This window comes from Halomonas sp. YLGW01 (assembly GCF_014840935.1).
Lineage (GTDB): Bacteria > Pseudomonadota > Gammaproteobacteria > Pseudomonadales > Halomonadaceae > Onishia.
Genome location: NZ_CP062005.1, coordinates 2,114,059 through 2,139,904 on the forward strand (window position 1 = coordinate 2,114,059; position 25,846 = coordinate 2,139,904).

Annotated in this window: 18 protein-coding genes; 6 read left to right on the forward strand and 12 right to left on the reverse strand. The window is 65.3% G+C overall.

What is annotated here, in order from left to right; genetic code table 11:
• The first annotated feature begins 11 nt into the window (after window positions 1-11).
• Window positions 12-335 carry a thioredoxin gene (gene trxA / locus IEJ03_RS09805; protein WP_192034684.1) on the forward strand — a complete coding sequence of 108 codons (324 nt, stop codon included), beginning with the start codon at window positions 12-14 and terminating at the stop codon, window positions 333-335.
• Between the two features lie 77 nt (window positions 336-412).
• Here the strand turns inward: trxA and IEJ03_RS09810 are convergent, their stop codons facing one another.
• Window positions 413-1,507: an AI-2E family transporter gene (locus IEJ03_RS09810; RefSeq protein ID WP_192034685.1), complete on the reverse strand. Its 1,095-nt coding sequence runs from the start codon at window positions 1,505-1,507 to the stop codon at window positions 413-415.
• Window positions 1,508-1,617: 110 nt separating this feature from the next.
• On the opposite strand from IEJ03_RS09810, the gene IEJ03_RS09815 reads away from it, so the two are divergent.
• Window positions 1,618-2,469, forward strand: coding sequence for an SIMPL domain-containing protein (locus IEJ03_RS09815; RefSeq protein ID WP_242457929.1), 852 nt, complete (start codon window positions 1,618-1,620; stop codon window positions 2,467-2,469).
• A gap of 173 nt (window positions 2,470-2,642) precedes the next feature.
• On the opposite strand, the gene serS is transcribed toward IEJ03_RS09815, so the two are convergent.
• Window positions 2,643-3,920 carry a serine--tRNA ligase gene (serS, locus tag IEJ03_RS09820; RefSeq protein WP_192034686.1) on the reverse strand — a complete coding sequence of 426 codons (1,278 nt, stop codon included), beginning with the start codon at window positions 3,918-3,920 and terminating at the stop codon, window positions 2,643-2,645.
• A gap of 212 nt (window positions 3,921-4,132) precedes the next feature.
• On the opposite strand from serS, the gene IEJ03_RS09825 reads away from it, so the two are divergent.
• Complete coding sequence (locus IEJ03_RS09825) at window positions 4,133-7,447, forward strand: FAD-binding and (Fe-S)-binding domain-containing protein (RefSeq protein ID WP_192034687.1); 3,315 nt, start codon at window positions 4,133-4,135, stop codon at window positions 7,445-7,447.
• A gap of 324 nt (window positions 7,448-7,771) precedes the next feature.
• Window positions 7,772-9,622, forward strand: a complete 1,851-nt coding sequence (locus tag IEJ03_RS09830; RefSeq protein WP_192034688.1) for a sodium:proton antiporter — start codon at window positions 7,772-7,774, stop codon at window positions 9,620-9,622.
• Between the two features lie 105 nt (window positions 9,623-9,727).
• On the opposite strand, the gene eat is transcribed toward IEJ03_RS09830, so the two are convergent.
• From eat to IEJ03_RS09845, 3 genes are all read right to left on the reverse strand, one after another.
• Window positions 9,728-11,155 (reverse strand): ethanolamine permease, encoded by a 1,428-nt coding sequence (gene eat, locus IEJ03_RS09835; RefSeq protein WP_192034689.1) that lies wholly within the window; start codon window positions 11,153-11,155, stop codon window positions 9,728-9,730.
• A gap of 90 nt (window positions 11,156-11,245) precedes the next feature.
• Window positions 11,246-12,100, reverse strand: a complete 855-nt coding sequence (gene eutC / locus IEJ03_RS09840) for an ethanolamine ammonia-lyase subunit EutC (protein ID WP_192034690.1) — start codon at window positions 12,098-12,100, stop codon at window positions 11,246-11,248.
• Window positions 12,097-13,509: an ethanolamine ammonia-lyase subunit EutB gene (locus IEJ03_RS09845; protein WP_192034691.1), complete on the reverse strand. Its 1,413-nt coding sequence runs from the start codon at window positions 13,507-13,509 to the stop codon at window positions 12,097-12,099. Before IEJ03_RS09845 ends, eutC begins: the two co-directional genes overlap by 4 nt.
• Window positions 13,510-13,700: 191 nt before the next feature.
• On the opposite strand from IEJ03_RS09845, the gene IEJ03_RS09850 reads away from it, so the two are divergent.
• A complete protein-coding gene (locus tag IEJ03_RS09850; protein ID WP_192034692.1) occupies window positions 13,701-14,657 on the forward strand; it encodes a helix-turn-helix domain-containing protein in 957 nt (318 codons plus the stop codon).
• A gap of 153 nt (window positions 14,658-14,810) precedes the next feature.
• Here the strand turns inward: IEJ03_RS09850 and trpC are convergent, their stop codons facing one another.
• From trpC to IEJ03_RS09885, 7 genes are all read right to left on the reverse strand, one after another.
• Complete coding sequence (trpC, locus tag IEJ03_RS09855; RefSeq protein ID WP_192034693.1) at window positions 14,811-15,650, reverse strand: indole-3-glycerol phosphate synthase TrpC; 840 nt, start codon at window positions 15,648-15,650, stop codon at window positions 14,811-14,813.
• A 57-nt stretch (window positions 15,651-15,707) separates the two neighbouring features.
• On the reverse strand, window positions 15,708-16,727 hold the full coding sequence (trpD, locus tag IEJ03_RS09860; protein ID WP_192034694.1) for an anthranilate phosphoribosyltransferase: 1,020 nt from the start codon (window positions 16,725-16,727) through the stop codon (window positions 15,708-15,710).
• Between the two features lie 44 nt (window positions 16,728-16,771).
• The gene (locus IEJ03_RS09865) at window positions 16,772-17,356 is read right to left on the reverse strand and encodes an aminodeoxychorismate/anthranilate synthase component II (RefSeq protein WP_192034695.1); all 585 of its coding nucleotides are present in this window, start codon (window positions 17,354-17,356) and stop codon (window positions 16,772-16,774) included.
• Between the two features lie 282 nt (window positions 17,357-17,638).
• On the reverse strand, window positions 17,639-19,936 hold the full coding sequence (locus IEJ03_RS09870; RefSeq protein ID WP_192034696.1) for an EAL domain-containing protein: 2,298 nt from the start codon (window positions 19,934-19,936) through the stop codon (window positions 17,639-17,641).
• Window positions 19,937-19,965: 29 nt separating this feature from the next.
• Window positions 19,966-21,429 carry an ATPase domain-containing protein gene (locus IEJ03_RS09875; RefSeq protein ID WP_192034697.1) on the reverse strand — a complete coding sequence of 488 codons (1,464 nt, stop codon included), beginning with the start codon at window positions 21,427-21,429 and terminating at the stop codon, window positions 19,966-19,968.
• A gap of 323 nt (window positions 21,430-21,752) precedes the next feature.
• Complete coding sequence (trpE, locus tag IEJ03_RS09880; RefSeq protein ID WP_192037272.1) at window positions 21,753-23,240, reverse strand: anthranilate synthase component I; 1,488 nt, start codon at window positions 23,238-23,240, stop codon at window positions 21,753-21,755.
• 273 nt (window positions 23,241-23,513) lie between these two features.
• The gene (locus IEJ03_RS09885; protein WP_192034698.1) at window positions 23,514-24,179 is read right to left on the reverse strand and encodes a phosphoglycolate phosphatase; all 666 of its coding nucleotides are present in this window, start codon (window positions 24,177-24,179) and stop codon (window positions 23,514-23,516) included.
• A 283-nt stretch (window positions 24,180-24,462) separates the two neighbouring features.
• Here IEJ03_RS09885 and IEJ03_RS09890 point away from each other — a divergent pair, with 283 nt between their 5' ends.
• On the forward strand, window positions 24,463-25,764 hold the full coding sequence (locus IEJ03_RS09890; RefSeq protein WP_192034699.1) for an NAD(P)/FAD-dependent oxidoreductase: 1,302 nt from the start codon (window positions 24,463-24,465) through the stop codon (window positions 25,762-25,764).
• Window positions 25,765-25,846: the final 82 nt, after the last annotated feature.

Consider the following 25,846-nt stretch of genomic DNA (forward strand, 5'->3'; position numbering starts at 1 on the left):
GGGAGAATTCCATGGCCAACAACGTCGATGTCACCACCGCCAACTTTGAGCAGGAAGTCCTCAAGGCGGACATGCCTGTTCTGCTGAAGTTCTGGGCCCCCTGGTGCGGCCCCTGCAAGATGATGGCGCCGGTGGTGGACGAAGTCGCCGATGAGCGTGCCGACAATGTCAAGGTCGTGAGCGTGAACGTAGATGACGCACCGGACATTGCCGCCGAGCACGGCGTTCGCGGCGTACCGACCGTGATGCTCTTCAAGTCTGGCGCCAAGGTGGCCTCGCTGGTCGGCGCCCAGTCCAAGTCACAGCTCGCGCAGTTCATCGATCAGAACGCCTGATCGCGGGCCTCGCCCCCATCACGTTCGCTCCGACGCCCCGGCCTTGCCGGGGCGTCGGCGTTTCAGGGCCCTGTGTGTCAGGGCTCTGAAGACGGCCCCACGTGATTGGTCTGCGTCACCGGGCGCTCATGGGCCGGCCCCAGCAGGCGGGCCATCCAGCGCGTCTGAGGATGACTGTCGAGGGCAATCTTGAGGGTCATCGTCAACAGCACCGACAGCAACAGCCCCCCCGTCCCCAGGATCCAGCCCCATACCACCAGCGATAGGAACGCCACGAAGGTCGAGAGGCCCAACGCGCGCCCCATCACCCGCGGCTCGACCAGGTTGCCCAACACGAAGTTGATGCCCAGGTAACTCCCCGCCAGCAGCGTCGCCGGGAAGACCCCACCCTGGGGTGAGACCAGCAGCAGCAGCACCGGGGGAATCGCCGCCAGCACCGAGCCGATATTGGGAATGTAGTTGAGCCCGAAGGCCAGCGTCGCCCACAGCAATGGGAAATCAACGCCCAATATCTTGCAGGCCAGCCACACCAGCACCCCGGTCACCAGGCTGATCAGGGTCTTCACCGCCAGGTAACGCTTGAGCGTCTGGCTGAACTCATTGAAGCGCTGAAGGCTCGGCGCCGGATTCAGCAGCGCCTGGGAGACCTTGTCGCGGAAATGGAGCGTCTCGAACAGCAAGAAAATCACCAGCAGCCCCACGATCAGGCTCTGCATCACGACGTTGCCGACTTCACCCAGCAGCGCCGGAATCAGCTGGGTGGCCTGAGTTGGGTCCAGCCATTCGGAGAAACGCTCCGGGCGGATCGACACCCCGATGCCCGCCAGCCAGTTGAGGATGCTCAGGTAATGCTCATAGAGTTGCGACTCAAGGCCTGGCAGTTCTTCGGCAAAGGTATTGACGCTATTGACCAGCAACAAGCCCAGCAGACTCAGCAGCAACCCGATCACCATCAGTGTCAGCCACACCGACAGCCGCAGCGACACGCCATGGCGATGCAACCAGTGCACCGGCGAGGTACAGATCACGGCGATGAACAGCGACAGTAGCAGCGGCACCAGCAGACTGGCCCCGAGCTTCATGCCGCCGATGATGACCACCAGCGCGGCCAGCGCCAGGGTCAGGTTAAGCGGCATGGTGTTCGCCGCCTCGTCGAGATCCTCGTCGTTCATGAGCCCTTCCCGGGAATCGCTTATGCTGGATGATGAATGAAGTTTACCGACTCGCCGCCCCCTTTACACAATCGACGGGCGAGATGTCAGCCACACTGCACGGAGGTTTCATGCTTTCCTTTCCTGCCCCACCTGCTCTGATGGGCCGTCGCCTAATCGGCCGTCTCACCCCTCCATGCCACGGCTCGCGCGCCCGCTCCCTTCTTGGCCTGCTGCTGGCCACCTGGCTGACGACAGGCGCCACGGCCCAGGCTCAGCCGCCGGCTGTCCAGGATCAAACGCCGGGACGACTCGAGGTGGCGGCGCACCACACCCTGGAGGTGGCGCCGGACATGGCCACCCTCAACGCCCGCCTGTGGGAGCGCACTCCAGCGCGGGCGATCGATTCGGCCCGGGAGGCGAGCCCCGAGGCCCTGAGCCAGGCGCGCAGCCGGCTCGAGGCCCGCATGGGCAAGCTGATTCGCACCCTCGAGGCGGACGGCCTGCCCCGGGACGCCATCCAGGCCGGCTCACTATCGGTGCAGCCGAGCTATATCCAAGGCCCTGTCGACACCGAGGGCCAGCCCGAGCGGCGGGTGCGGACTCAGCTGACCCGGCCGGTCACCCTGACCCTTGATGACCTGGAGGCCCTTCCCGGCCTGCTCGATGCCCTGACCACCGCCGGCGTCGATGCCCTGGATGGCGTCAGCTACGATCTCAAGGATCGCAGCGCCGCAAGCGACAAGGCCCTTGAGCTCGCCATCGACCGGGCCAAGGCCAAGGCCACCCTGATGGCCGAGCGCCTGGGCATCACCCTGGGCCGCGTGCTGCAGGTGCAGGAAACGCAGATGCCGAGGTTCCAGCCGCAGATGATGATGCGCGCCGCCGATGCGGCCCCAAAGGAGTCGGCCTCCGAGTATCGCCCTGGCCAGATCGAGATCGAGGCCGAGGTGGCCATTCACTGGGCCATTGCCGACGAGTGACGCGATGATCAAGCACCGGGTCAAGTACAGCGCTTGACGCCAAATGCACAAGGCCCCGACGGCGCTGCCGTCGGGGCCTTGCTATTCCCTGTCACGTCACGCGATCGGTCGCGTCTGACGATGGGGGGAGGCAATCACTGATACGCCTGCATGCCGACAAGGCCTCGGCGCGCTCAGGCGTTGATCACCTCGCGGCCACCCATGTAGGGACGCAGCGCCTCGGGCACCACGATCGAACCGTCAGCCTGCTGGTTATTCTCGAGCACCGCCAGCAGGCAGCGGCCCACGGCGAGCCCCGAGCCGTTGAGGGTGTGCAAGAGCTGCGGCTTCTTGTGATCCGGATGGCGGAAGCGCGCCTGCATGCGCCGCGCCTGGAAGTCCTCGCAGTTGGAGATCGAGGAGATCTCCCGGTAGGTATCCTGGCTCGGCAGCCACACTTCCAGGTCGTAGGTCTTGGTCGCCCCGAAGCCCATGTCCCCGGTGCACAGGGTAACGACACGATACGGCAGCTCCAGCGCCTGCAGCAGCGCCTCGGCGTGGCCCCGCATCTCCTCGAGGGCATCGTAGCTCTTGTCCGGCTCGACCATCTGCACCATCTCGACCTTGTCGAACTGGTGCTGGCGGATCATGCCGCGAGTGTCACGCCCGTGGGAGCCGGCCTCGCTACGAAAGCACGGGGTATGTGCGGTCAGGCGCACCGGCAAGGCCTTGTACTCGAGAATCTCATCCCGGGCGAAGTTGGTCAGCGGCACCTCGGCGGTGGGGATCAGGTAGTAGTCCTGATCCCCCTCGAGGCGAAACAGGTCGTCGCCGAACTTAGGCAACTGACCGGTGCCGGTCAGGGAGTCGGCATTGACCATGTAGGGCACATAGCACTCTTCGTAGCCATGCGCCTCTGTCTGGGTGTCGAGCATGAACTGAGCAAGCGCCCGGTGCAGCTTGGCGATCGGGCCACGCATCACCGCGAAGCGCGAACCGGTCAGCTTGGACGCCATGTCGAAGTCCAGGTAGCCAAGCTTGGCACCGAGATCGACGTGATCCTTGACCTCGAAGTCGAACTGACGCGGCGTGCCCCAGCGGTGCAGCTCGACGTTATCGTCTTCGCTTGCGCCTTGCGGCACGCTGTCGTGAGGCAGGTTGGGCAGGGCCGAGATCAGGGCGTCCCATTCCTCCTGCAGCCCCGTCAGCGCCTTCTTGGCCGCATCCAGGCGATCGCCGAGATCACTCACCTCGGCCAGGAGCGGCTCGATGTCCTGTCCCTCGGCCTTGGCCTTGCCGATCGCCTTGGAGCGTGTATTGCGCTCGCTCTGCAACTGTTCGGTCTGAGTCTGCAGCTCGCGGCGCTTAGACTCCAGCGACTCGAGTTGAGCGGTATCGAGAGTGAAGCCACGCTTGGCCAGTCGTTGGGCAACCTGATCGAGGTCACCACGCAGAAGTTTTGGATCGAGCATGGAATCCTGTCCGTCACAGTCAATAAATGGGCAATGTCGCCAGTAGGCGCTCATTGTAGGGAAAAGCCACTCCTTTCACCACGCCGGGGCCGGGGTGCACCGCCCGGCGTGCTCCGGTAAAGTGGGCGCTATTCCTTTCTTCCTGCCCACGCCAGGACATCGATGGCGATGACCGCCGGCCAGGGCAGCGACCCACGGTCTGATAGCGACTCATGATTGCACAACTGGACACCCTCGCCCGGCTCGACGCCGACTACCTGCGCTTCCTCGAGGCCCTGCGGGCCGAAGGGTTCGACGGCGAGATCGCGCCTGACTATGCCAACCGCACCGTGCTGGCCACCGACAATTCCATCTATCAGCGCCTGCCCCAGGCGGTGCTGTATCCCCGCCACGGCGAGGATCTCGAGCGTATCGCCCGGCTCGCTGGGCAGGACGCCCACCACCGGGTGGTGCTCGCCCCCCGCGGCGGCGGTACCGGCACCAATGGCCAGTCGCTGACCGACGGCCTGGTCGTGGATGTCTCCAAGCACATGAACGCCATCCTCGATATCGACGTCGAGAATCGCCGGGTCCGCGTTCAGGCCGGGGTGGTCAAGGACCAGCTCAATGCCGCCTTGAAGCCCCATGGGCTCTTCTTCGCCCCGGAGCTGTCGACCTCCAACCGCGCGACGATCGGCGGCATGATCTCGACCGATGCCAGCGGCCAGGGCAGCTGCGAATATGGCAAGACCCGCGATCACGTGCTCGAGCTCGACAGCGTGCTGCTGGGCGGTGAACGCCTCACCAGTCGTCCGCTGGATGCCGACGACCTGGACAGCGAATGCGCCCGTCAGGATCGCATCGGCGAGGCTCACCGCACGGCCCGCGATATCATCGACACCCAGGCCGGACTGATCGAGGCCAAGTTCCCCAAGCTCAACCGCTGCCTGACCGGCTATGACCTGGCACACCTCTACACCGACGATCGGGAGTTCGATCTCAACAGCGTGCTGTGCGGCTCGGAGGGCTCGCTTGGACTGCTCAACGAGGCGGTGCTCAACGTCCTGCCGATTCCCAGACACTCCACCCTGGTCAATGTGCGCTATGCAAGCTTCATGGATGCCCTCCGCGATGCCAAGGCGCTGATGGCGAGTGCCGCCGCCCCCACTTCCATCGAGACGGTGGACGACAAGGTCCTCAATCTCGCCATGCAGGACTTCGTCTGGGACAGCGTGGAAGAGTTCTTCCCGGCCTCTCCCGATGCGCCATCGGGAGGCGATGCCGACGGCGACACCGCCGTGGCCGCGCAGGCCGCCACCATCCGCGGCATCAACCTGATCGAATTCAACGCCGATGACCCGGCGACGCTGGAGGCCCGCATCGCCGACTTCACCCGCCACCTGGAAGCGGATGCCAGCGTCGAGCGGTTGGGCTACACCCTGGCCAAGGGCCGTGACCAGATCCAGCGAGTCTATGCCATGCGCAAGCGTGCGGTGGGCCTGCTCGGCAATGCCGAGGGCGAGAAGCGCCCGATTCCCTTCGTCGAGGACACCGCGGTGCCACCGGAGCACCTGGCCGACTACATCGCCGAGTTCCGCGCCGCCCTGGATGCACGCGGCCTCGCCTACGGCATGTTTGGCCACGTCGATGCCGGCGTGCTGCACGTACGCCCGGCCATCGACATGAAGGACCCGGCCCAGGAAGCGCTGATCCGCGAAATCTCGGATGAGGTCGCCGAGCTGACTCACAAGTATCACGGCCTCTTGTGGGGCGAGCACGGCAAGGGCGTGCGTTCGGAGTACGCCCCCAGGTTCTTCGGCGAGCTATACCCGAGCCTGCAGCGGCTGAAGGCGGCCTTCGATCCGCACAATCAGCTCAACCCGGGCAAGATCGCCACCCCGCTCTCTTCCTCCATCCCGCCCGGACCCGCGGGAAGCGCGCCCGACGACGCGGAATCCTCTACCCCACCCGGAACCGCGGAGAGCGCAACCGACGTCGCGGAGTCCTCGACCCCATCCGCAGCCGCTTCCTCAGACGGCCAAGAGGTCACGTCTGACGCCGCCAGCGGCGCGAACGAGACCACCGAACAGACCGTCAAGTGGGTCGACCCGGGCCTGCTGACCATCGATGGCGTGCCGACCCGGGGTCAGCAGGATCGCCAGATCGATGAGCGGGTCTGGCAGACCCACGGCTCAGCGGTCTACTGCAACGGCAATGGCGCCTGCTACAACTACGACCCCAACGACGCCATGTGCCCCTCCTGGAAGGCGACCCGCGAACGGGTCCACTCGCCCAAGGGGCGCGCCAGCCTGATGCGGGAGTGGCTGCGCCTGCAGGGCCAGGCCGGCACCGACGTGATCGAGGAGTCGAGCAGGACGAAGGCCGAGGGCGCCTGGGGCTTTCTGCGAAGCTTCCCCGCCCGCGCCCGCAACACCTGGGCCAAGCGCCGCGGCCAGGAAGACTTTTCCCACGAGGTCTACGACGCCATGGCCGGCTGTCTGGCCTGCAAGTCCTGTGCGGGTCAGTGCCCGATCAAGGTCAACGTGCCGGAATTCCGCTCCCAGTTCCTCGAGGTCTACCACAGCCGCTACCTGCGCGCCCCCCGGGACTATGTGATCGGCGGCCTGGAGTTTCTGGTGCCCTATCTCGCCCCGGTGGCCCCGCTCTACAACGCGACCCTCGACAACCGCCTGGTGGATCGCCTGCTGTCCGGCCCCATCGGCATGGTCGACAGCCCCCGGCTCTCGCGGGCGAGCCTCAAGAAGCAGCTCAAGGCCTGGGGCGTTGCCGAGGCCACTCCGACATCGCTTGGCCTGCTCACCGAGACCCAGAAGGCCAACAGCGTGATCCTGGTGCAGGATGCCTTCACCAGCTACTTCGAATCGAAGCTGGTCATGGACGTGGTCGAGCTGCTCTCTCGCCTGGATGTGAAAGTCTTCGTCGCGCCCTTCTCGCCCAACGGCAAGCCGCTCAACGTCCAGGGTTTCCTCGGCGCCTTCGCGCGTACCGCCGACCGTCAGGCACGGCGGCTGCGCACGCTGGCCAGCTTCGGCGTGCCGCTGGTGGGCATCGACCCGGCCATGACCCTCACCTACCGCCAGGAGTATGTGAAGGCACTGGGCCCAGACGCCGTGCCCGAAGTGCTGATGCTTCAGGAGTGGCTGGTGTCGCTGGGCAAGCGGCTGACGCCTCGCGGGCTCAGCCTGCCCGACCCGGGCTTCAAGCTGCTCGCCCACTGTACCGAGAAGACCAACGCCCCGGGCTCCCCCAAGGCCTGGCAGCAGGTCTTCGGCGCCTTCGGCCTGGAGCTCGAGGTGCTCTCGAGCGGCTGCTGTGGCATGTCCGGCACCTACGGCCACGAGGCGCGCAACCTCGCCACCTCGAAGACCATCTATGCCCAGTCCTGGCAGCCCAAGGTGGAGGATCCCGCCAATACAGGCCGCCTGCTGGCCACCGGCTATTCCTGCCGCAGCCAGGCCAAGCGGCTCTCCGACACCGCACTGGCACACCCCCTGCAGGGCCTGCTGGAGACGCTGCGCCGCGCCTGACCCGGCGGCCTGCCCGGCCGAGACGGCCGGGCAGGCTTCGGCGTCATGCCTCCGGCCGCCATCGACCGGGGGCTGCTGGCCTGACTCTTCTAGCCTGACTCTGCTCCCGACCCTTCTGATCAAGCCCCGCCGGCCTGCCAACACGAGCCACTCACCCTCATTTCCCCGTCACGACATAACGACACGCGAGCCGCGCACGGCCGCGGCAAAGCGCGTGTCGACAGCGCCGATATCATCCGGAACACACGGATACCGAATTGGGTTTGCATGTGGCCTACGGCGAAGATAGGCTTCGCGGCTTTCTGACACTCACCGGAGCATCTCATGGAGCATGCAGCCCTCCACCTGGCGGGAATCGGCCTGCTGGCCCTGATCTGTCAATGGGTCGCCTGGCAGCTGCAGTTACCGGCCATTCTCACGCTGCTGATCGCCGGTATCGCCGCGGGCCCCGTCACCGGCGTACTCGCCCCGGATGCCCTGCTCGGCGACCTGCTGTTCCCGCTGGTCTCGCTGGCCGTGGCGGTGATCCTCTTCGAGGGGGCGCTGACCCTGAGCTTTCGTGAACTGGGGGGCCATGGCCGCACGGTGCGCCGGCTGGTGACCTGGGGTGTGCTGGTGACCGGGCTGATCGGTACCGGGGCCGCCTACCTGCTGCTCGATCTGTCCTGGCAGATGGCCAGCGTGCTCGGCGCGCTGCTGGTGGTCACCGGCCCCACCGTGGTGCTGCCGCTGCTGCAGACCCTGCGCGCCAAGGAGAACCTGACCCAGATCTTGCGCTGGGAGGGCATTCTGATCGACCCGGTGGGGGCCATCGGCGCGGTACTGGTCTACGAGTTCGTGGCGCTGGGCGGCTCGGTGGATGCCGGCAACGCCGCCGCCCATACCCTGCTGCTGTTCGGCAAGACGGCGCTGATCGGCTTCGGGCTGGGCATCGCCGGCGGCTACCTGTGGGGCCTGGTGCTGCGGCATCACTGGCTGCCGCGCAAGCTGCACAGCTTCGGCACCCTGATGATGATGCTGACCCTGTACTCGATCTCCAACACCCTCTTCCACGAGTCGGGACTGCTGACCGTCACCGTGATGGGCGTGTGGCTGGCCAACATGCGCGGCGTGCCGACGCAGCCGATCATCGAGTTCAAGGAGACCCTGTCGGTCCTGCTGATCTCGGGGCTCTTCATCCTGCTGGCCGCCCGCCTGACCGTCGACCAGCTGTCGCTGCTGACCTGGCCGGCCTGGGCCTTCCTGGCGGTGCTGGTGGCAGTGGCGCGGCCGCTCACGGTCTGGCTGTGCACCCTGGGCAGCGGGCTCGACTGGCGCGAGAAGACCCTGCTGGCCTTCATCTCCCCCCGCGGCATCGTCGCCGCAGCCGTCGCCTCGCTATTCTCGCTGCGCCTGGAAAGCCTGAACATGCCCGGCGCCGAGCTGCTGGTACCGGTGACCTTCCTGGTGATCATCAGCACCGTGGTGATGCAGAGTCTGCTGGCCCGCCCGCTGGCCGGCGCCCTGAGCCTGAGCCGCCCCACGCCGCGGGGCTTCCTGATCATCGGCGCCAACCCGGTGGCCCGGGCGATCGCCGGCGCCCTGCAGGACAACGGTTTCAAGGTGCTGCTGACCGACAACAGCTGGGATGCCGTCCAGGAAGCACGTGCGGCGGGGCTACCGGTGTACTATGGCGACCCGCTTTCCGAGCATGCGGCCCAGCACCTGGAGCTGACCGGTATCGGCCACCTGCTGCCGCTGTCGCCCTATCGGGAACTCAACAACCTGGCGGCCCTGCACTTCGAGCCCCAGGTCGGCGAAGGCAAGGTCTACCGTCTGGCGGTCAAGGCCGGCAAGAAGCCACAACCTCGCCATGATCAGGCCCTGGGGCACCTGCCGGTGGCCTTTGGTGACGATGTGACCTTCGCCCGCCTCTCGAGCCTGATCGCCCGCGGCGCCACCCTCGAGTGCATGCCGATCACCCCCACTATGAAGATCGAGGACTACCGCGCCAGGCACCGGGATCGCCTGCTGCCGCTGTTTGCCTTCACACCCGGCGGGCGGATCCGCATCGCCACCGCCCAGGAGAGTTTCGTCCCGCGCAGTGGGGAGATCATGATCGGGCTTCCCTATGCCGAGACCGGCAGCGAGGCCATGGAGGCTCAGCGCACCGAGCGCCGGCGCCCCACCGCCTGACGCGCCGGCTTACAGCACTTGCTATCCCCGCTAAACGCCGAGGGGCTGCCATCTGGCAGCCCCTCGGCGTTGCAGTGAGACGCGTCGTAGTGAGACTACTCGCCGTCAGGCGTTGGCGGGTGCCACCTCGGCATCCTCCAGGCTGCTCTCGGCATCGGCCACCAGCGCAAATTCCTCATCCGCGGTCTTCGCCACCAGCGTATTCTTGCTGTAAAGGAAGTAGTAGGCCGCCCCGATCGCGAACAGCACCAGGGTGTAGTTGAAGGCCCGCGGATCGAAGGCATAGACGCCGGACAGGGCCACCAGCGACAGCACCAGGGCCACGGCCGAGGTGAAGATGCCACCGGGGGTCTTGTAGGGACGCGGCAGCTCCGGACGCTTCAGGCGTAGCAGGATATGGCTCAGCGCCATCAGCGCATAGGACAGCGTCGCGCCTACCACGGCCATGCCCAGGATCAGATCCCCCTCGCCGCTCAGCGACACCAGGAAGCCGAACACACCCGGCACCACCAGCGCCCAGGTTGGCGCCTTGCGGCGACTGGTCAGCGACAGCATCTTGGGCAGGTAGCCGGCCCGGGACAGGGCAAACACCAGACGGCTGTAGCCGTAGATGATCGAGAAGAAGGACGCGATCAGGCCGGCAAGACCCAGCACATTGACCAGCGTGGCCAGGGTCGCATAGTCCGCGGCCTTGAGGGCATCCACCAGCGGCACGCCGCTTTGGCCGATCGCCCCGGCACCGGCGGCGCCGGCCAGCAGCACCACGACCAGCAGCGCCGTCACCACCAGGAAGAGCATCGCGCCGATGATCCCCTTGGGCACATCGCGGGCGGGGTTCTTGGCTTCCTCGGCGGCCAGCGGCACGCCTTCCACGGCCAAGAACAGCCACATGCCGAAGGGAAGCGCGGCCCACACCCCGGCCCAGCCGAAGGGCATGAAGGCATTGGCGCCGGCGGCATCGGTCGGCGCGATATCGAACAGCCGACTGGCATCGAAGACACCGATCAGGGCAAGCGCGGTGGCGATGATGGCGAACACGGCCAGGCCACTGATCACCATCATCACCTTCAGCGCCTCACCGACGCCGGCCAGGTGAATGCCGATGAAGACAGCATAGAAGAGCGCGTACACCACGGGGCCGTTGATGCCCAAGAGCTCCTCCACCGCAGCACCGATGAAGATGACGATCGCCGCGGGCGCCAGCGCATACTCGATCAGCACGGCCAGTCCCGTCAGGTAGCCCCCCGCCGGCCCCATGGCCTGGCGGGCGAAGCTGTAGCCGCCCCCGGCGGCGGGAATCGCCGCCGACATCTCGGCGAGCGACAGCACCAGGGCGAAGTACATCAGCCCCATCAGGGCCGCGGCAATCACGAAGCCGCCCCAGCCGGCCTCGGCGATGCCGAAGTTCCAGCCGGCAAAATCGCCGGAGATCACGTAGGAAACGCCGAGACCGGCCAGCAGGATCCAGCCCGCCGTGCCTTTCTTCAGCTGTCGTTTGGCCAGGTAATCCTGGTCGAGGGTCGGGTCGTTCATGGGAATACCTCTCATCGTTGTTATTGGAGATGACACGGGTGACGCAGGAGACGCCTGACAGCACTGCCAGGTGCCCATCTGATGAAGCCGTCAGGAGATCAGGAAATTACGAATGCCTCCCGAGGACTCGATGACATCATCCTGCGTTCGATCCTTGAGCTTGACGCCGGACAGTCCCTTGGCCCGGGATTCACGCAACAGGTACAGAAGCCGCCGGCTCGCCTCGGCGAAAGCGAGCCCCGCCGGCCGCACGTTGGAGATGCAGTTGCGGTAGGCATCGGTGAGCCCGACCGCTGGCCCCCAGGTCATGTAGAGGCCCAGGCTATCCGGCGAGCTGAGCCCCGGGCGTTCACCGATCAACACCAGCACCACCCGCGCATTGAGCAGCTCGCCGACTTCATCGCCGATCGCCACCCGGCCCTGCTCGACCACCGAGAGCGGTGCCAGCGACCAGGGCTGGTCGTCGTCGGCAAGCGCCTGGGTCAGCGCCTCAAGAAAGGGGACGGCGTTGTGCTGCACGGCAAGCGACGACAGACCGTCGACCACCGTGATGGCCAGATCGAAGGCGGGCTGCGGGGCATGGCCTGCCTGACTCAGCCGCTGCCGGGACGCCTCATCGAGGCGACGGCCCCAGTCCGGGCGCTGCAGATAGGTCAAGCGGTCGGGCACCAGGCTGTGCAGGCGCTGGATCGGCAGACTCGCCTCGAGCCCCTCCAGGGCCTCGAGGTCCCGACACAGGGTCTCGACATCCAGGGGCAGGTGCACGGCATCCTGAGCACGGGCATGGGCCAGTTGAAACTCCAGCGAGCACGCGGTGGGCAGGCTGATGCCGGCGCGGCCGAGGCCGATGCGGGCATCGGTGAACTGGCGAAGATGATGCCAGGGGTTGTCGGTCACGCCGTGCGCGTGGGATATCGCGCCGTGATCGAGGGCTTTCGTGGTCATTGATCGGCTCCGGCGGCAGGCAGGTTGGCAAGCGACCGAGCAAAGGAATCTGGCAAGGCGGCGCTGGGGCGGTGCTTGGCCACGTCATCGAAGATCGCCATCTCGCTAAGCCAGCGCTCGAACTCCGGGGCCGGCGACAGATCCAGCGCCCGGCGCGCATAGAGGGCGTCGTGGAAGGACGTGGTCTGGTAGTTGAGCATGATGTCGTCGGAGCCGGGGATGCCCATGATGAAGGTGCAGCCCGCCACCCCCAGCAGGGTGAGCAGGTTATCCATGTCGTTCTGGTCGGCATCGGCGTGATTGGTGTAGCAGATATCGCAGCCCATCGGCACGCCGAGCAGCTTGGCGCAGAAGTGATCCTCGAGCCCCGCCCGGATGATCTGCTTGCCGTCGAACAGGTACTCGGGGCCGATGAAGCCGACCACGGTGTTGACCAGCAGCGGCTCGAAGTGGCGCGCCACCGCATAGGCACGTACCTCACAGGTCTGCTGATCGAGGCCATGGTGGGCGTTGGCCGACAGGGCGCTGCCCTGGCCGGTCTCGAAGTACATGACGTTGTCACCTACGGTGCCGCGCTTGAGGCTCCTGGCCGCGTCCTGGGCCTCGGCGAGCACGCCGAGATCGAAGCCGAAACTCTCGTTGGTGGCCTGGGTGCCGCCGATCGACTGGAACACCAGGTCCACCGGGGCGCCCTGCTCGATGGCCTCCAGGGTGTTGGTGACGTGGGTCAGCACACAAGACTGGGTGGGAATCTGATACTTCTGAATCACCTCATCCATCAGGTTCATCAGCTTGATGCTCTGGGCGACGTTATCGGTGGCCGGATTGATGCCGATCACCGCATCTCCGTTGCCGTAGAGCAGGCCATCGAGGATGCTGGCGGCGATGCCGGTCACATCATCGGTCGGGTGGTTGGGCTGCAAGCGGGTCGAGAGCCGCCCTGGCAGGCCGATGGTATTGCGAAAGGCCGAGGTCACCCGGCACTTGCGGGCGACCAGAATCAGATCCTGATTGCGCATCAGCTTGCTCACCGCCGCGGCCATCTCGGGCGTGATGCCGGCCTGGACGCGCGTCAGCACCTCCGGGGTGGCCAGGTCGCTCAGCAGCCAGTTGCGAAAGTCGCCGACGGTGAGGTGGCTGATGGGGGCAAACGCCTTGGCATCGTGGGTGTCGATGATCAGCCGCGTGATCTCATCCTCGGCATAGGGGATGAGATGATCCTCGAGGAAGGTGCGCAGCGGCAGCTCCGCCAGCGCCATCTGCGCCACCACCCGCTCCTCCGCGGAGTTGGCGATGACGCCCGCCAGCCGATCGCCGGAGCGCGCTGGGGTGGCCTTGGCCATCAGCTCGGCCAGGCTCTTGAAGCGATAGCATTGGCTACCCAGCGTGTAATGGTAAGCCTTGGCCATGATCGTCTCCCTGGATGCATCTATTCGTCGGCGGCCGGGACCGCAGACGGAACGAAACTTGCTTGCATAAAGGGTATCGAGCACGCCGATGATGGCGTTATCGTTTTCCGGCAAAACTAAATAAACCAACACCAACAAGCAGTTAGCTCATGGAAAGGCAGAACATGCTCCATGGGAGGGAGTGAACGACCATGTCGCTGGCACATCATGCAGCAGAGAATGCACCAAGGAAGTGCATATGGGAGGCATGGGACGCCAACGAACACGCTCATAACCTGACCGACTGGTCTCAGGAGTACGATCAATTCGGTAAGGGCGCCTTCTACGGGCGCATCGATGAGGTCCACCTCGACGAGATGCAGGTCTTCAAGGAGTACACCAGCAGGGCGCTCGGCCAGCAGTGCAACGTCTGGCCGGATTCGCTGTGGATCGGCATTCCCGTCGCGAGCCAAGGCTGCCGCATCAACGGGCATCCAGTGGGCGCGCAGGAGGTGATGTGCCAGCCAGGCGGCCATGACTTCGAGCTGGTGACCCCGGATGCCTTCGGCATCTACGGGCTGGTGGTCAGCCGACAATGGCTGACCCGGGCCGCCGGCGGCACCGCGAGTCCGCTACTGCAGGCAAACCCCGACCAGCTAATGCGCCTGCAGTTGCCCGACCATACCCGGAGGGCCACCGGCTTTCTCATCGAACGCCTGCTAGGCACGCGGCGTGAGCAGCTGTCGGTCAAGGTCCATCAGGACATCTTGAGCCTGGCGCTCCTGGAGATCCTGCGAGAGGAAACACCGAATACCGAGATGCCACCAAGCTATCGCCACCGCAAGCAAGTGGTGGATCGCATCAAGGCGCACCTGGAAATCTGCGAGGCACCGCCGGTGGCCGTAAGCGAGCTCTGCGAGATCGCCCACGTCAGCCAGCGCACCCTGCAATACAGCTTCACTAGCATCCTCGGTATCAGCCCCATCCAGTTCCTGCGCGCCACAAGGCTCAACCGGGTACGACGACGCCTGTGCTCCCCGGACAGCGAGACCACGGTGAGCCAGGTAGCCGCCGACTGGGGCTTCTATCACCTGGGACAGTTCGCCCAGGACTATCGCCAGCTGTTCGGGGAGTCGCCCTCGGCGACCCTCTCCCGCCATGCGGCCTGATCGACACCCTGCCTAGGTCTTCTCCCAGCTCCAAACGCACTGGGCCCCCGGCGATTGCTCGCCGGGGGCCCAGTCGTCGCATCGGACACCTACTGGCTGAACATCAGGTCCACCCTGACCATCAGTCAGTAGGCCTGGGAGCCACCTAACCGATCAGTAGAACATCGCCTCCAACGCCGCGCCGGGATCCTCCATGCGCATGAAGGCCTCGCCGACCAGGAAGCCATGCACGCCGCGCTCGCGCATCCGCGCCACGTCCTCGCGGCCATGGATACCGGACTCGGTGATCACCATCACGCCGTCGGGAATGCGCTCGAGCAGCTCGAAGGTGGTCTCCAGGCGGGTCTCGAAGGTATGCAGGTCGCGGTTGTTGATGCCGACTAGGGTAAGATCCAACGCCAGCGCCCGCTCAAGCTCATGGACATCATGCACTTCCACCAGCACATCCATGCCCAGCGCCACGGCCTGGTCATGCAGCGCCTTGAGGCGCGCATCATCCAGGGCGGCGACGATCAGCAGAATGCAGTCGGCACCGATGGCGCGAGCCTCGACGACCTGATAGCCGTGGGTGATGAAGTCCTTGCGGATCACCGGCAGCCCACAGGCGTCCTGCGCCTCGATCAGGTAATCCTCATGGCCCTGGAAGAAGTCGGCATCGGTGAGCACCGACAGGCAGGCCGCCCCGCCGCGCTCGTAGGCACGAGCGATTTCGGCGGGACGAAAGTCCTCGCGCATCACGCCCTTCGAGGGCGAGGCCTTCTTGACCTCGGCGATCACCGCCGGGTCACCGGCCGCAATGCGGGCCTCCAGGGCGGCAACGAAGCCACGCGGCGGCGCCTGGCGGGCGGCGAGTTCATGAAGCTCGTCTTCGCTGACAGCCTGGCGGCGCTCGGCAACCTCATCGTCCTTGCGGGCCAGAATGCGCGCCAGGATGGTCGGCAGGCGGTCTTGAGACTGAGCGCCTTGAGAATGAATATCTTGAGTTGGAGTCATGTCAGACGTTCCTAGGTTCCAAAGGCCGTATACGAGGGCCGCATCCAGAGGCTGCGGTCAGGCCGCAAAGACCCGGGTGAAATCGGCAAGCTCCTTGAGCTTCTCCGCCGGCAGCTTCGAGGCCTGGGCATCCTGGGCCATCAGTACGCCTTCCTTGAGGGTGTCAGCCACCCCGGAGGCGTACAGGGCCGCCCCGGCGTTAAGGGCGACGATATCCGCCGCCGGCCCCTCGCCCACCAGCGACTGCTTGACCAGGGCCAGGCTCTCGTCGGCGGTAGACACCTTGAGGGCACTCAGCGACTGGCGCTGGACGCCGAAGTCCTCGGGGACGATGGTGTACTGGGTGATCTCGCCGTCCTTGAGCTCGGCCACATGGGTCGGCGCCGCCAGGGAAATCTCGTCGAGACCGTCCTCGGCGTGAACCACCAGCACGTGCTCGCTGCCCAGGCGCTTGAGCACCTCGGCCATCAACGGCAACAGCTTGGCGGAATAGACGCCGAGCAACTGGTTGGGGGCGCTGGCCGGGTTGGTCAGCGGACCAAGGATATTGAACAGGGTGCGCACGCCCATCTCGCGGCGCGGCCCCACCGCATAACGCATGGCGGTGTGGTGATTGGGGGCGAACATGAAGCCGACCCCGACCTGATCGATGCAACGCGACACCTGATCGGCCGTCAGATCGAGATTGATCCCGGCGACGCTGAACAGATCGGCACTGCCCGACGACGAGGACACGCCACGGTTGCCGTGCTTGGCGACATGCGCCCCCGCCGCGGCAACCACGAAGCTCGCCGCCGTCGAGACATTAAACAGGTTGGCGCCGTCGCCGCCGGTGCCGACGATATCGACGACGTTCTCGCCATGGACCTCCACCGGGATCATCAGCTCGCGCATCACCTGGGCGGCGGCGCTGATTTCCTCGGCGGTCTCGCCCTTCATGGCCAGTCCCACCAGGAAGCCGCCGATCTGGGCGTCGGTGGCCTCGCCGGTCATGATGGTGTGCATCACGCCATGGGTCTGTTCATAGCTCAGGCTCTGGCCGCGCATCACGGCGTCGATCGCCTCTCGCATCTGCATCTTGTCTCTCCTTGCGATCCATGTCCTGGGGTGGCGATCAACGCTCAACCACGTTGCAGAAAGGTGGCCAGCAGCTCGTGACCCTGCCGGGTGAGGATCGATTCGGGGTGGAACTGCACCCCCTCGATATCCAGTGTCTTGTGCCTAAGGCCCATGATCAGCCCCGGGGTGACGTCGTCGTCATCGACCCAGGCGGTGACCTCGAGGCAGTCCGGCACGCTATCCTCGGCCACCACCAGCGAATGATAGCGGGTCACTTCGAGAGGATTCTCGAGGCCGGTGAACACGCCGGTATTCAGGTGACGCACCTTGGAGGTCTTGCCGTGCATCACCTGGGGGGCGCGCACCACCTGGCCGCCGAACACCTGACCGATGGCCTGGTGGCCCAGGCAGATGCCGAGGATCGGCACGCGCCCGGCAAAATGGCGAATCACCTCAAGCGAAATGCCGGCTTCGGTGGGCGTGCAGGGCCCCGGCGAGATCACGATATGGCCCGGTGCCATGGCCTCGATCTCTTCGATCGTAATGGCATCGTTGCGGTGGGTCTCGACCTCGGCTCCGAGCTCGGCGAGGTACTGCACCACGTTGTAAGTAAAGCTGTCGTAATTGTCCAACATGAGAACGGACATGGCTTTATGATCCTGTTTCTACTCGTCGTCGGTGTGGCGACCGGTCGTCGCGCTCAGCAGGCTTGACCGGAATCCGCCACGTGCTCATATCCGCCGTGCAGGGAATCAGCAGACACAAAAATGCCGCCCTGACGGCGGCATTATCTCCAGACGCCCAAGTGCCGCCCCTGCGTCAGGAGCGCCACCACCGCGGGGCTGGATGTGCATGATCTGGTGTCTTCATGCCGTCAATAGTGCTGGGCAGGCCTCACACCTGTCAAGGAGGATCGCCGCGGGGGCCGCCTATCGCTCATCGCCCCGCGGTACGCCCTGCCGAACGAGGCCGGGAATCTCGTTGCCCGGTCGCGCCGCGCTCAACCAGAAGCCCTGGCCGAGCTGACAGCCGATGTCGGCAAGCTGGTTCTTCTGCTGCTCTGTCTCGATCCCCTCGGCCACGGTGGCCAACGAGAGGTTGCGCGCCAGGTCCGTGATCGCACGGACGATGCTTCCTCCGGCGCCCTCCTCTTCCAGGCGGTCGACAAACATCTTGTCGATCTTGAGGGTATCCAGCGGCATCAGTTGCAGCCGGGCCAGCGAGGAATAGCCCTGGCCGAAGTCATCCAGCGACAGGCGAAACCCCTCTTCACTCAGCCAGTGCATCGCCTCGGCCACCTGCTCGGGGGAGCGCATCAGGGTATCTTCGGTCAACTCCAGCGACCACCAGCCCGGCTGCGTCTCTTCTGACGTGATGATCTCATGGATGCGTGCCGCCGCCCGCTTGCCCTGCAACTGACTCACGGACAGGTTGACCCCCATCCAGACCTCGACCCCCTCGCGGCGCCAGGCGGCCAGCTGCCGAGCCGCGGTCTTCAGCACCCAGTCTCCCAGGTCGCCGATCAACCCTAGCTCCTCGGCCAAGGGGATGAAGGTCCCGGGGGATATCATGCTGCCGTCGGCCTTTTTCCACCGGATCAAGGCCTCGACCCCCACAATGCTGCCGCTGGCGATGTCCCAGATCGGCTGATAGTGCAGAATGAACTGGTCGGCGGCCAGGGCGTGATAGAGCTCCGCCTCCAGGGTCAAGCGTTGCTGTCGACCACTGCCGAGGTCTTGGGAATAGAACACCAGTGGCGCCCCGGAGTCCTTGGCCTGGTACATGGCCATATCGGCCTGCTCGATCACGAGCTCCACATCGTCACCAGAGTAGGGAAACAGACTGACACCTATGCTCGCGCCGAGATGATGCTGGTAGCCTTCGATGTCGAACGGCTTGTGCAGGGCCCGGTGCACCCTGCCGGCGAGGGCTTCGGCGCCGCGGGTCAGACGCTTGACGCCATCGTCCTCGTTCGGTGCTGGCTGACCGGGTTCCTCGAGCATGACGACAATGAATTCATCGCCGCCCTGCCGGCCCACCAGGTCGCCTTGTCGAAGCGTGTCCTGGATGCGCCTGGCCACCCGCTTGAGCACCTCATCGCCGGCCGCATGGCCCAGCGCATCATTGATCAGCTTGAAGTCATTGAGATCGATGAACAGCACGGCAGCACTGCGCCCCTTGCCGTCACCGGCCGCGACCCGCTTGAGGCATTGCAGCAGGGAGCGCCGGTTGGGCAAGGCGGTGAGGGAATCCTTGTAGGCGAGGCGCCAAATTTCCCGGTCCTTGAGCTCACGCTCACGCCACATCCGCACCTTGTCCACCCCCAGCGCGAGATTGTCGGCCAGGCGCTCCAGCAGGCCATTCTCCTCGTCGTCGAAGTCACCCCGATGCCGGGAATACACGGCCAGGACAGTATGGGGTCCATAGTGGGTGCGCAGGGGCAGCAGGATCACACTGTTCAACCCCCAGGCCTCCATCTGTGGCCACCAGGGCGCCATGCGGGTATCCGCCATCAGGTCGGAAACGACCTGGGGACGACCCGTCGAGAGAGCCTTACCGATGGCGGCGCCATCCCATGGGCTATCGCCCAAGCGCACCTCGAGACCATCCGTATAGCCCGCCGCGGCCCCCGACACCGCGGCGATGGCAATGCTTGCGAGGGACGCGGTCCCCTCGTCGAGTCGTCCCACCCAGGCCAGGTCATACCCCTCGGACTGGGTGATCATCCGGCACACGGCGCTTATCAGTCCGTCCTCGTCTGATTCCCGCAGCATCACCTCATTGCAGGCGTTCAGGGTCTTCAAGGCACGGCTCACCCCATCAAACGCCTGGCGAGTCACGTCGTGCGCTCGCGACTGCTGCTGCGACAACTCCCTGAGACGCAACAGGTTGCGGACTCGGGCCCGGATCTCGGGCGCAGTGGTCGGCAGGCGCAGCACGTCTTCCACGGCCTGCCCGAGCTCTTGCTCGAGGGCATCGGACGAGACGCGCTGCCCCGGTACCAGCATCAGCACCGGCAAGATCACCGGATGCGCCTGTGCGCGCAGGCGGCTGACCAGCGCCCGCTGACGCTGCAGCAGCGTGGGGTCGAGGATCAGCAGGTCGGCCGCGCCGCTGAAGCTTGCGCCCTGCTCGAGCCCGACGGGAGAGAGGCTCTCGTCGGCACCGAGGGTCTGGACCAGCAGATCACGATCCGCGCTGGCCTGCAGGGCAATCTCGACGCGCATGGGCCGGCGGCCTGCCATGCTGCTGGCCGTCACGAGCCGGCCACTGGGGACGCCTCGCGGGAGGCCAGCTCGGGAGCTCCGCGCAGGATGCCTCGCAAGCCGGTCAAGGGCTCACCGATCTTCAGCCCCTCGGAGGTGATATCGAACTCACGCAGCGTCTTCTCGAAGTCGCCCGTGCGCTTCTTCAGCATGCCGATGGTCTTGCGCATTTCGCCATCGAATTCGATGTAGCGCAGGATCAGGACGGCATCGGCCAGGTAGCTGATGCCGAGCTCGGTCACACGAATCTCCGCGCCGGCAATCGAGCCGACCTCGTTGACGAGCAGCACGGTGACGCCCATGTTGGCCAGGTACCGGCACAGGGCATGGGCATGCGTCACCACATCCTCGCCCCGCACCGACTGCCGATAGCCCGAGAGGCTATCGATCATCACCATCGTGGCGCCCCGCTCCTCGACCTCCCGGCGGACCCGCCAGGCGAATTCATCCGGTGAGTAGCGCAGTGGCTCGACTTCCTCCACCCCGAGCGAATCGTCCTGGATCATCTGATCCAGCGGGATGCCGACCTGTTTACAGCGATGACTGATCGTCGCCAGGCTTTCCTCGAAACTGAAGATGACCGACCGTTCCCCACGGCTCGCCGCCTCCCGCATGAACTGCACCCCCAGCGAGGTCTTGCCCACCCCCGTGGGGCCCGAGATGATCGTCACCGTCCCCTTGCCGAGGCCGCCACCGGAGAGGGCATCCAGCTCGGCGACCCCTGAAGGAATCGACTCGGCCACGAAGGGCTGACCGTGTTCGCTCGGCACGAGGCGCTGGAAGACGCTCATGCCGCGACCATCCAAGCGAAAGGTATGCCGGCCTTCGGCAAAGCCGGAGCCACGAAACTTGACCACGGAGAGAGTCCGCCCGGCCTGCGTGCGGTCGAGCTGCAGGATCCCATCGCCCAGATACTGCAGGTCCTCGTCGGCCTGAGACCCCTGCTCCGAGGTGAACAGCAGGGTCGACCCGGCCGTCGTCAGGTATTCGAGCAGCGCCATCACCTGCCTGCGGAATTGGAAGGTGTCGGGCACCAGGTGTCGAAACTGGCTGAGCGCATCGATGAAGACCCGCGCCGGCGGCCCCTCGGGAAAGGCCGCCTCAATACGCGAGCGGATGTCGGGCGGCTCCGCCTCCCAGGGTTCGAGCAGGGTATAGGTCGAGGACTCGCTCGTTTGTGCCGTCGGCGAGAGATCCAGGGTGACTACCCCCTCGAGCGTCATGCCGATGCTTCGCGCATCGCTGCGGATATTGCGATCCGCCTCGCCGAGACTGACCAGCAGGGCCTGCTCTCCCGGCGGCTTGGCGGAAAGAAAGTGAAGACCAAGCGTCGTCTTGCCCGTCCCCGGGCCTCCGGACACCAGGTAGGAGCGTCCGGGCAGGAAGCCTCCATGAAGGATCCTCTCCAGCCCGGGAATATCGGTCGTGATGCGTGACGGCTGTGCGTCTGTCATGACTCCCCCTAACGTGATCTCTATTGCCTCAACAAGCGCTAATGAGTCAGCGATACCCTCCATCGCTCGGGCCAGCCCGCTCACTGGGGCGGCGAGCCGGCGATGTCGGGCAGGCAGTCAATCCGTGGCCAGCGACTGCGATCACCATCCTCAAGCTATCAAGAAAAAGCTTACCTAATATTAAATAAAACTCATATTTTACGATTGTCGCCGAGCCGGCGCAGACGCCATCCAGGTAGGGAGCATCGAGGCGGGCCGAAGGTCACGCGGCGAGCCTCGCCCGAAGATCCGGCAATGGCCATCGGCGAGGCTCGGTTGCGTGCCTACTCCAGGTTATCCAGGCCGCGCTCGGCCATGGCCACGGCGCGGAACAGGGCACGCCCCTTGTTGAGGGTCTCCTGCCACTCGAGCTCGGGCACCGAATCGGCGACCACCCCGGCACCCGCCTGAACGTGCAGCTGGCCGTCCTTGATGACGGCGGTACGGATGGCGATGGCGGTATCCATGTTGCCATGCCAGGAGAGGTAGCCCACGGCGCCGGAATAGATGCCGCGCTTGACCGGCTCGAGTTCGTCGATGATCTCCATGGCGCGGATCTTCGGCGCCCCTGACAGGGTCCCCGCCGGGAAGGTGGCACGCAGCACGTCCATCGCCGACAGCCCCGGTTTCAGCTGCCCGGTGACATTGGAGACGATATGCATGACGTGGGAATAACGCTCCACCGCCATCTGGTCGGTGACCCTGACCGTGCCGGTCTGGCTGATCCGGCCCACGTCGTTGCGGCCCAGGTCGATCAGCATCAGGTGCTCGGCGATCTCCTTGGGGTCGGCCATCAGATCGGCTTCCAGCGCCTGATCCTCGGCCTCGGTGGCGCCGCGCACCCGCGTACCGGCGATCGGACGCACGGTGACCTCGCCATCCTCCAGACGCGTCAGGATCTCCGGCGAGGAGCCCACCACATGATGATCCTCGAGGTTGAAGAAGAACATGTAGGGCGAGGGATTGAGGCTGCGCAGCGCCCGGTACAGATCGAGCGGAGGCGCCTGATAGGGAATCGACATGCGCTGTGAGGGCACGCACTGCATGACGTCGCCGGCCAGCACGTACTCCTTGATCTTCTCTACCGCGGCCTTGAAACCGTCTTCGGTGAAGCCGGAGCTGAAATGGCCTTCCTCGACGGCGCGTCTCCCCGTGCCGGGGCTCTGGGTGGCGATGGTGGCGCTGCGCAGTTGAATCTCGAGGCGCTCGAGGCGCTCGCGCGCCATGGCATAGGCGCCCTCGATGGCCGGGTCGACGTGGGTCCACAGGGTCAGGCGACCGGACAGGTTGTCGAACACCACCAGGTCATCGCAGACCATCAGCAGGATGTCCGGCACGCCCAGAGGATCGGGCTTGTCGACGCCGGCGAGGCGAGGCTCGGCGTAGCGTACGGTGTCGTAGCCGAAGTAGCCGACCAGGCCACCGTCGAAGCGTGGCTGATCATCGAGACGCGGCACCTTGAAGCGCTGCTGGAATTGTTCGATCCATGCCAGCGGATCCTCGACCCGGCTGGCGCCCAGCACCTCGTCATCCTTGAGATGACGCACCTCATAGCCGCGCACCTCGATACGCTCGCGGCTGGGCAGCCCGATGATCGAGTAGCGGCCCCACTTCTCGCCGCCCTGCACCGACTCGAGCAGGAAGGTCCAGGGCGCGTTGGCCAGCTTCAGGTAAGTCGACAGCGGAGTGTCGAGATCGGCGAGGACCTCGCGGGTCACCGGAATGCGGTTGTAGCCGGCATCGGCCAGCTCATTGAAGCGTTCGGGAGTCATCATGCCCGGCATCTTCCTTCAAGAATGAATCACTTAAGCGGGGAGTCTTACACAGGGGCGAGCCTAGCGCACTAAACAGAAGGGTACAGCGGCGTACCCGCCTCGCCTGGTCGGCATCACCATCGCCAACGCTTGACGTCACGCATCAGGCCCGCAGGGCCCTGGTGAAGTGCATCTTGAGAGGAGTGACGGGTGTCCAGCGTCATGGGGAATCCGTTATAACAAAATATTATTGCTTAGGCGTTTTTTATAGCCCCGCTTTAAAAAAGAACCCTAAACGAGTTCAGAAAGCGATTCAACTACCGCATCGGGGCCACTGTCGGTCACCGATTCGCCGTGATTGTACCCATAAGGCACGGCCAGGGTGCGAAAGCCGGCGCGCTTGCCGGCCTCGATGTCGTGGCGTGAATCACCGACCATCAGGCAGGCCTCCGGCGACAGCCCGAAATGCGCCGCCGCATGCAGCAAGGGCGCCGGATGGGGTTTCTTCTCGTCGAGTGAATCGCCGCCCAGGCAAAGGGCGAAGGCGTCATTGAGCGCAAAGTGCTCAAGGATCGGGGCGATGAAGGCCTGCGGCTTGTTGGTGATCAGGACCAGCGACAACCCATGGGCGATGAGCCCCTCAAGCGCCTCGCGCACCCCGGGATAAAGCCGGGTGCGCTCAACCGGTGAGGCGTGGTAATGCGCGAGAAAGCGTGCATGGCAGGCCTCGAGCACACCTTGATCCGCCGGGCGCTCAAGCGCCGCCTCAAGGGCCCGCTCGACCAGGCGCCAGGACCCGTTACCGACCCAGTCCCGCACCCGCGCCTCGCCGACCGGGGCGACCCCCTGATCCTCGAGGGCGGCATCCACCGCCACCGCCAGATCCGGGACCGAGTCGATCAGGGTGCCATCTAGGTCAAAAGCCACCAGGCGGATGTCGCGAACCAGGTCATGCATAAAAAATTCCTTCCTTCTCAGAGTTTTTAGCGGTGTCTACAGGCCAACATCCATTTTATGCATGTAATATTACGAAAAAACATGGCCAAAACTCGCCCTTCCCCATAGGCAGAGGCCCGACAGAGGCATATCCTAGGCATCAGCCGTCGCCGCTACCAGGTGGAGAGCCCTCGGGGGATCGACGTTCGCGCCTCATCGCGTCCAGCAGTCCCCATGAGACGCCCTGCCTGACCCAGGCGATTCTTGCGTCTCTCAACCTTTCCACTCATCAACGGAGTGTCCCATGTCTCTACCACGCATCGTGGTGGTCGGCGGTGGCGCCGGCGGGCTCGAGCTGGTGACTCGGCTAGGCCGCAAGCTGGGCAAACGCCAGCGCGCCGAGATCGTGCTCGTCGACCGCAACCCCACCCACATCTGGAAGCCGCTGCTTCACGAGGTCGCCACCGGCGTGCTCGATTCCGGCCTCGACGAGGTCTCCTACCAGGGCCATTCCAAGGCCCACGGCTATCGCTTCCAGCGCGGCACCCTGAGCAACCTGGATCGCGATGCCAAGAAGCTGACCCTGGCGCCGATTATCGATGACGACGGCGAGACGGTGGTCCTGCCCTCCCGTGAGCTGGACTACGACTACCTGGTGTTGTCGCTGGGTAGCGTCTCCAACGATTTCGGCACGCCGGGCGTCGCCGAACATGCCCACTTCCTCGATAGCCCGCACCAGGCGGAGGCCTTCCGCCACGACATGCTCAACACCTTCCTGCGCTACAGCGACCCGGAGCGCCGCGTCCACCCCAAGCTGGCGGTCGGCATCGTCGGCGCCGGTGCCACGGGGGTGGAGCTGGCCGCCGAGCTGTACGGTGCCTCGAAGATGCTCAACAGCTATGGCTTCACGGAGCTCAAGAGCACACAGCTCGAGGTCCACCTGATCGAGGCGGCCCCGCGGATCCTGCCGGCCCTGCCCGAGCGCATCAGCCAGGCGGTGCACAAGGAGCTCGAAAACCTGGGCGTGAACGTGCACGTGGATACCAAGGTGACCTGTGCCGATGAAGAAGGCTTCATGACCGCCGAAGGCACCCGCATCGAGACCGATCTCAATGTCTGGGCGGCCGGCATCAAGGCTCCCGCCTTTCTCTCCGAGCTGGGGCTCTCCACACAGCGCAACCACCAGCTCAAGGTCGAGCGCACCCTGCAGAGCATCGATGACCCGCACATCTTCGCCTTCGGCGACTGCGCCAGCTGCCCTCAGGATGACGGCAAGACGGTACCTCCGCGGGCTCAGGCAGCCCACCAGCAGGCCGGCACCCTCTTCCGCAACCTGGTCGCCACCCTCGACGGCAAGCCGCTCAAGGACTTCACCTTCCAGGATCGCGGCTCGCTGATCTCGCTGGCGCACTTCGATGCCGTGGGCTCGCTGATGCGCGGCGCCTCCGCGCGTTCGCTGTTCATCGAGGGCCGCCTGGCCAAGGTCTTCTATGCCTCGCTCTATCGCATGCACCAGCTCGCCATCCACGGCACGGTGAAGACCGGCATGACGGTGGTCGTCGATGGCCTCAACCGCTTCCTCAAGCCGAAGATGAAGCTGCACTAAGTCCGACTCGATCGGCCGCTGCGCGGCGCTGCAACTAAAAGGCCGCCGAGGACACTCGGCGGCCTTTTAGTTGTGTGGCGCT

Bases quoted from the DNA above. Each gene is read 5' to 3' on its own strand.
- trxA (WP_192034684.1), top strand. From the start codon at position 12: ATGGCCAACAACGTCGATGTCACCACCGCCAACTTTGAGCAGGAAGTC.
- IEJ03_RS09810 (WP_192034685.1), bottom strand. From the start codon at position 1,507: ATGAACGACGAGGATCTCGACGAGGCGGCGAACACCATGCCGCTTAAC.
- IEJ03_RS09815 (WP_242457929.1), top strand. From the start codon at position 1,618: ATGCTTTCCTTTCCTGCCCCACCTGCTCTGATGGGCCGTCGCCTAATC.
- serS (WP_192034686.1), bottom strand. From the start codon at position 3,920: ATGCTCGATCCAAAACTTCTGCGTGGTGACCTCGATCAGGTTGCCCAA.
- IEJ03_RS09825 (WP_192034687.1), top strand. From the start codon at position 4,133: ATGATTGCACAACTGGACACCCTCGCCCGGCTCGACGCCGACTACCTG.
- IEJ03_RS09830 (WP_192034688.1), top strand. From the start codon at position 7,772: ATGGAGCATGCAGCCCTCCACCTGGCGGGAATCGGCCTGCTGGCCCTG.
- eat (WP_192034689.1), bottom strand. From the start codon at position 11,155: ATGAACGACCCGACCCTCGACCAGGATTACCTGGCCAAACGACAGCTG.
- eutC (WP_192034690.1), bottom strand. From the start codon at position 12,100: ATGACCACGAAAGCCCTCGATCACGGCGCGATATCCCACGCGCACGGC.
- IEJ03_RS09845 (WP_192034691.1), bottom strand. From the start codon at position 13,509: ATGGCCAAGGCTTACCATTACACGCTGGGTAGCCAATGCTATCGCTTC.
- IEJ03_RS09850 (WP_192034692.1), top strand. From the start codon at position 13,701: ATGTCGCTGGCACATCATGCAGCAGAGAATGCACCAAGGAAGTGCATA.
- trpC (WP_192034693.1), bottom strand. From the start codon at position 15,650: ATGACTCCAACTCAAGATATTCATTCTCAAGGCGCTCAGTCTCAAGAC.
- trpD (WP_192034694.1), bottom strand. From the start codon at position 16,727: ATGCAGATGCGAGAGGCGATCGACGCCGTGATGCGCGGCCAGAGCCTG.
- IEJ03_RS09865 (WP_192034695.1), bottom strand. From the start codon at position 17,356: ATGTCCGTTCTCATGTTGGACAATTACGACAGCTTTACTTACAACGTG.
- IEJ03_RS09870 (WP_192034696.1), bottom strand. From the start codon at position 19,936: ATGCGCGTCGAGATTGCCCTGCAGGCCAGCGCGGATCGTGATCTGCTG.
- IEJ03_RS09875 (WP_192034697.1), bottom strand. From the start codon at position 21,429: ATGACAGACGCACAGCCGTCACGCATCACGACCGATATTCCCGGGCTG.
- trpE (WP_192037272.1), bottom strand. From the start codon at position 23,240: ATGACTCCCGAACGCTTCAATGAGCTGGCCGATGCCGGCTACAACCGC.
- IEJ03_RS09885 (WP_192034698.1), bottom strand. From the start codon at position 24,179: ATGCATGACCTGGTTCGCGACATCCGCCTGGTGGCTTTTGACCTAGAT.
- IEJ03_RS09890 (WP_192034699.1), top strand. From the start codon at position 24,463: ATGTCTCTACCACGCATCGTGGTGGTCGGCGGTGGCGCCGGCGGGCTC.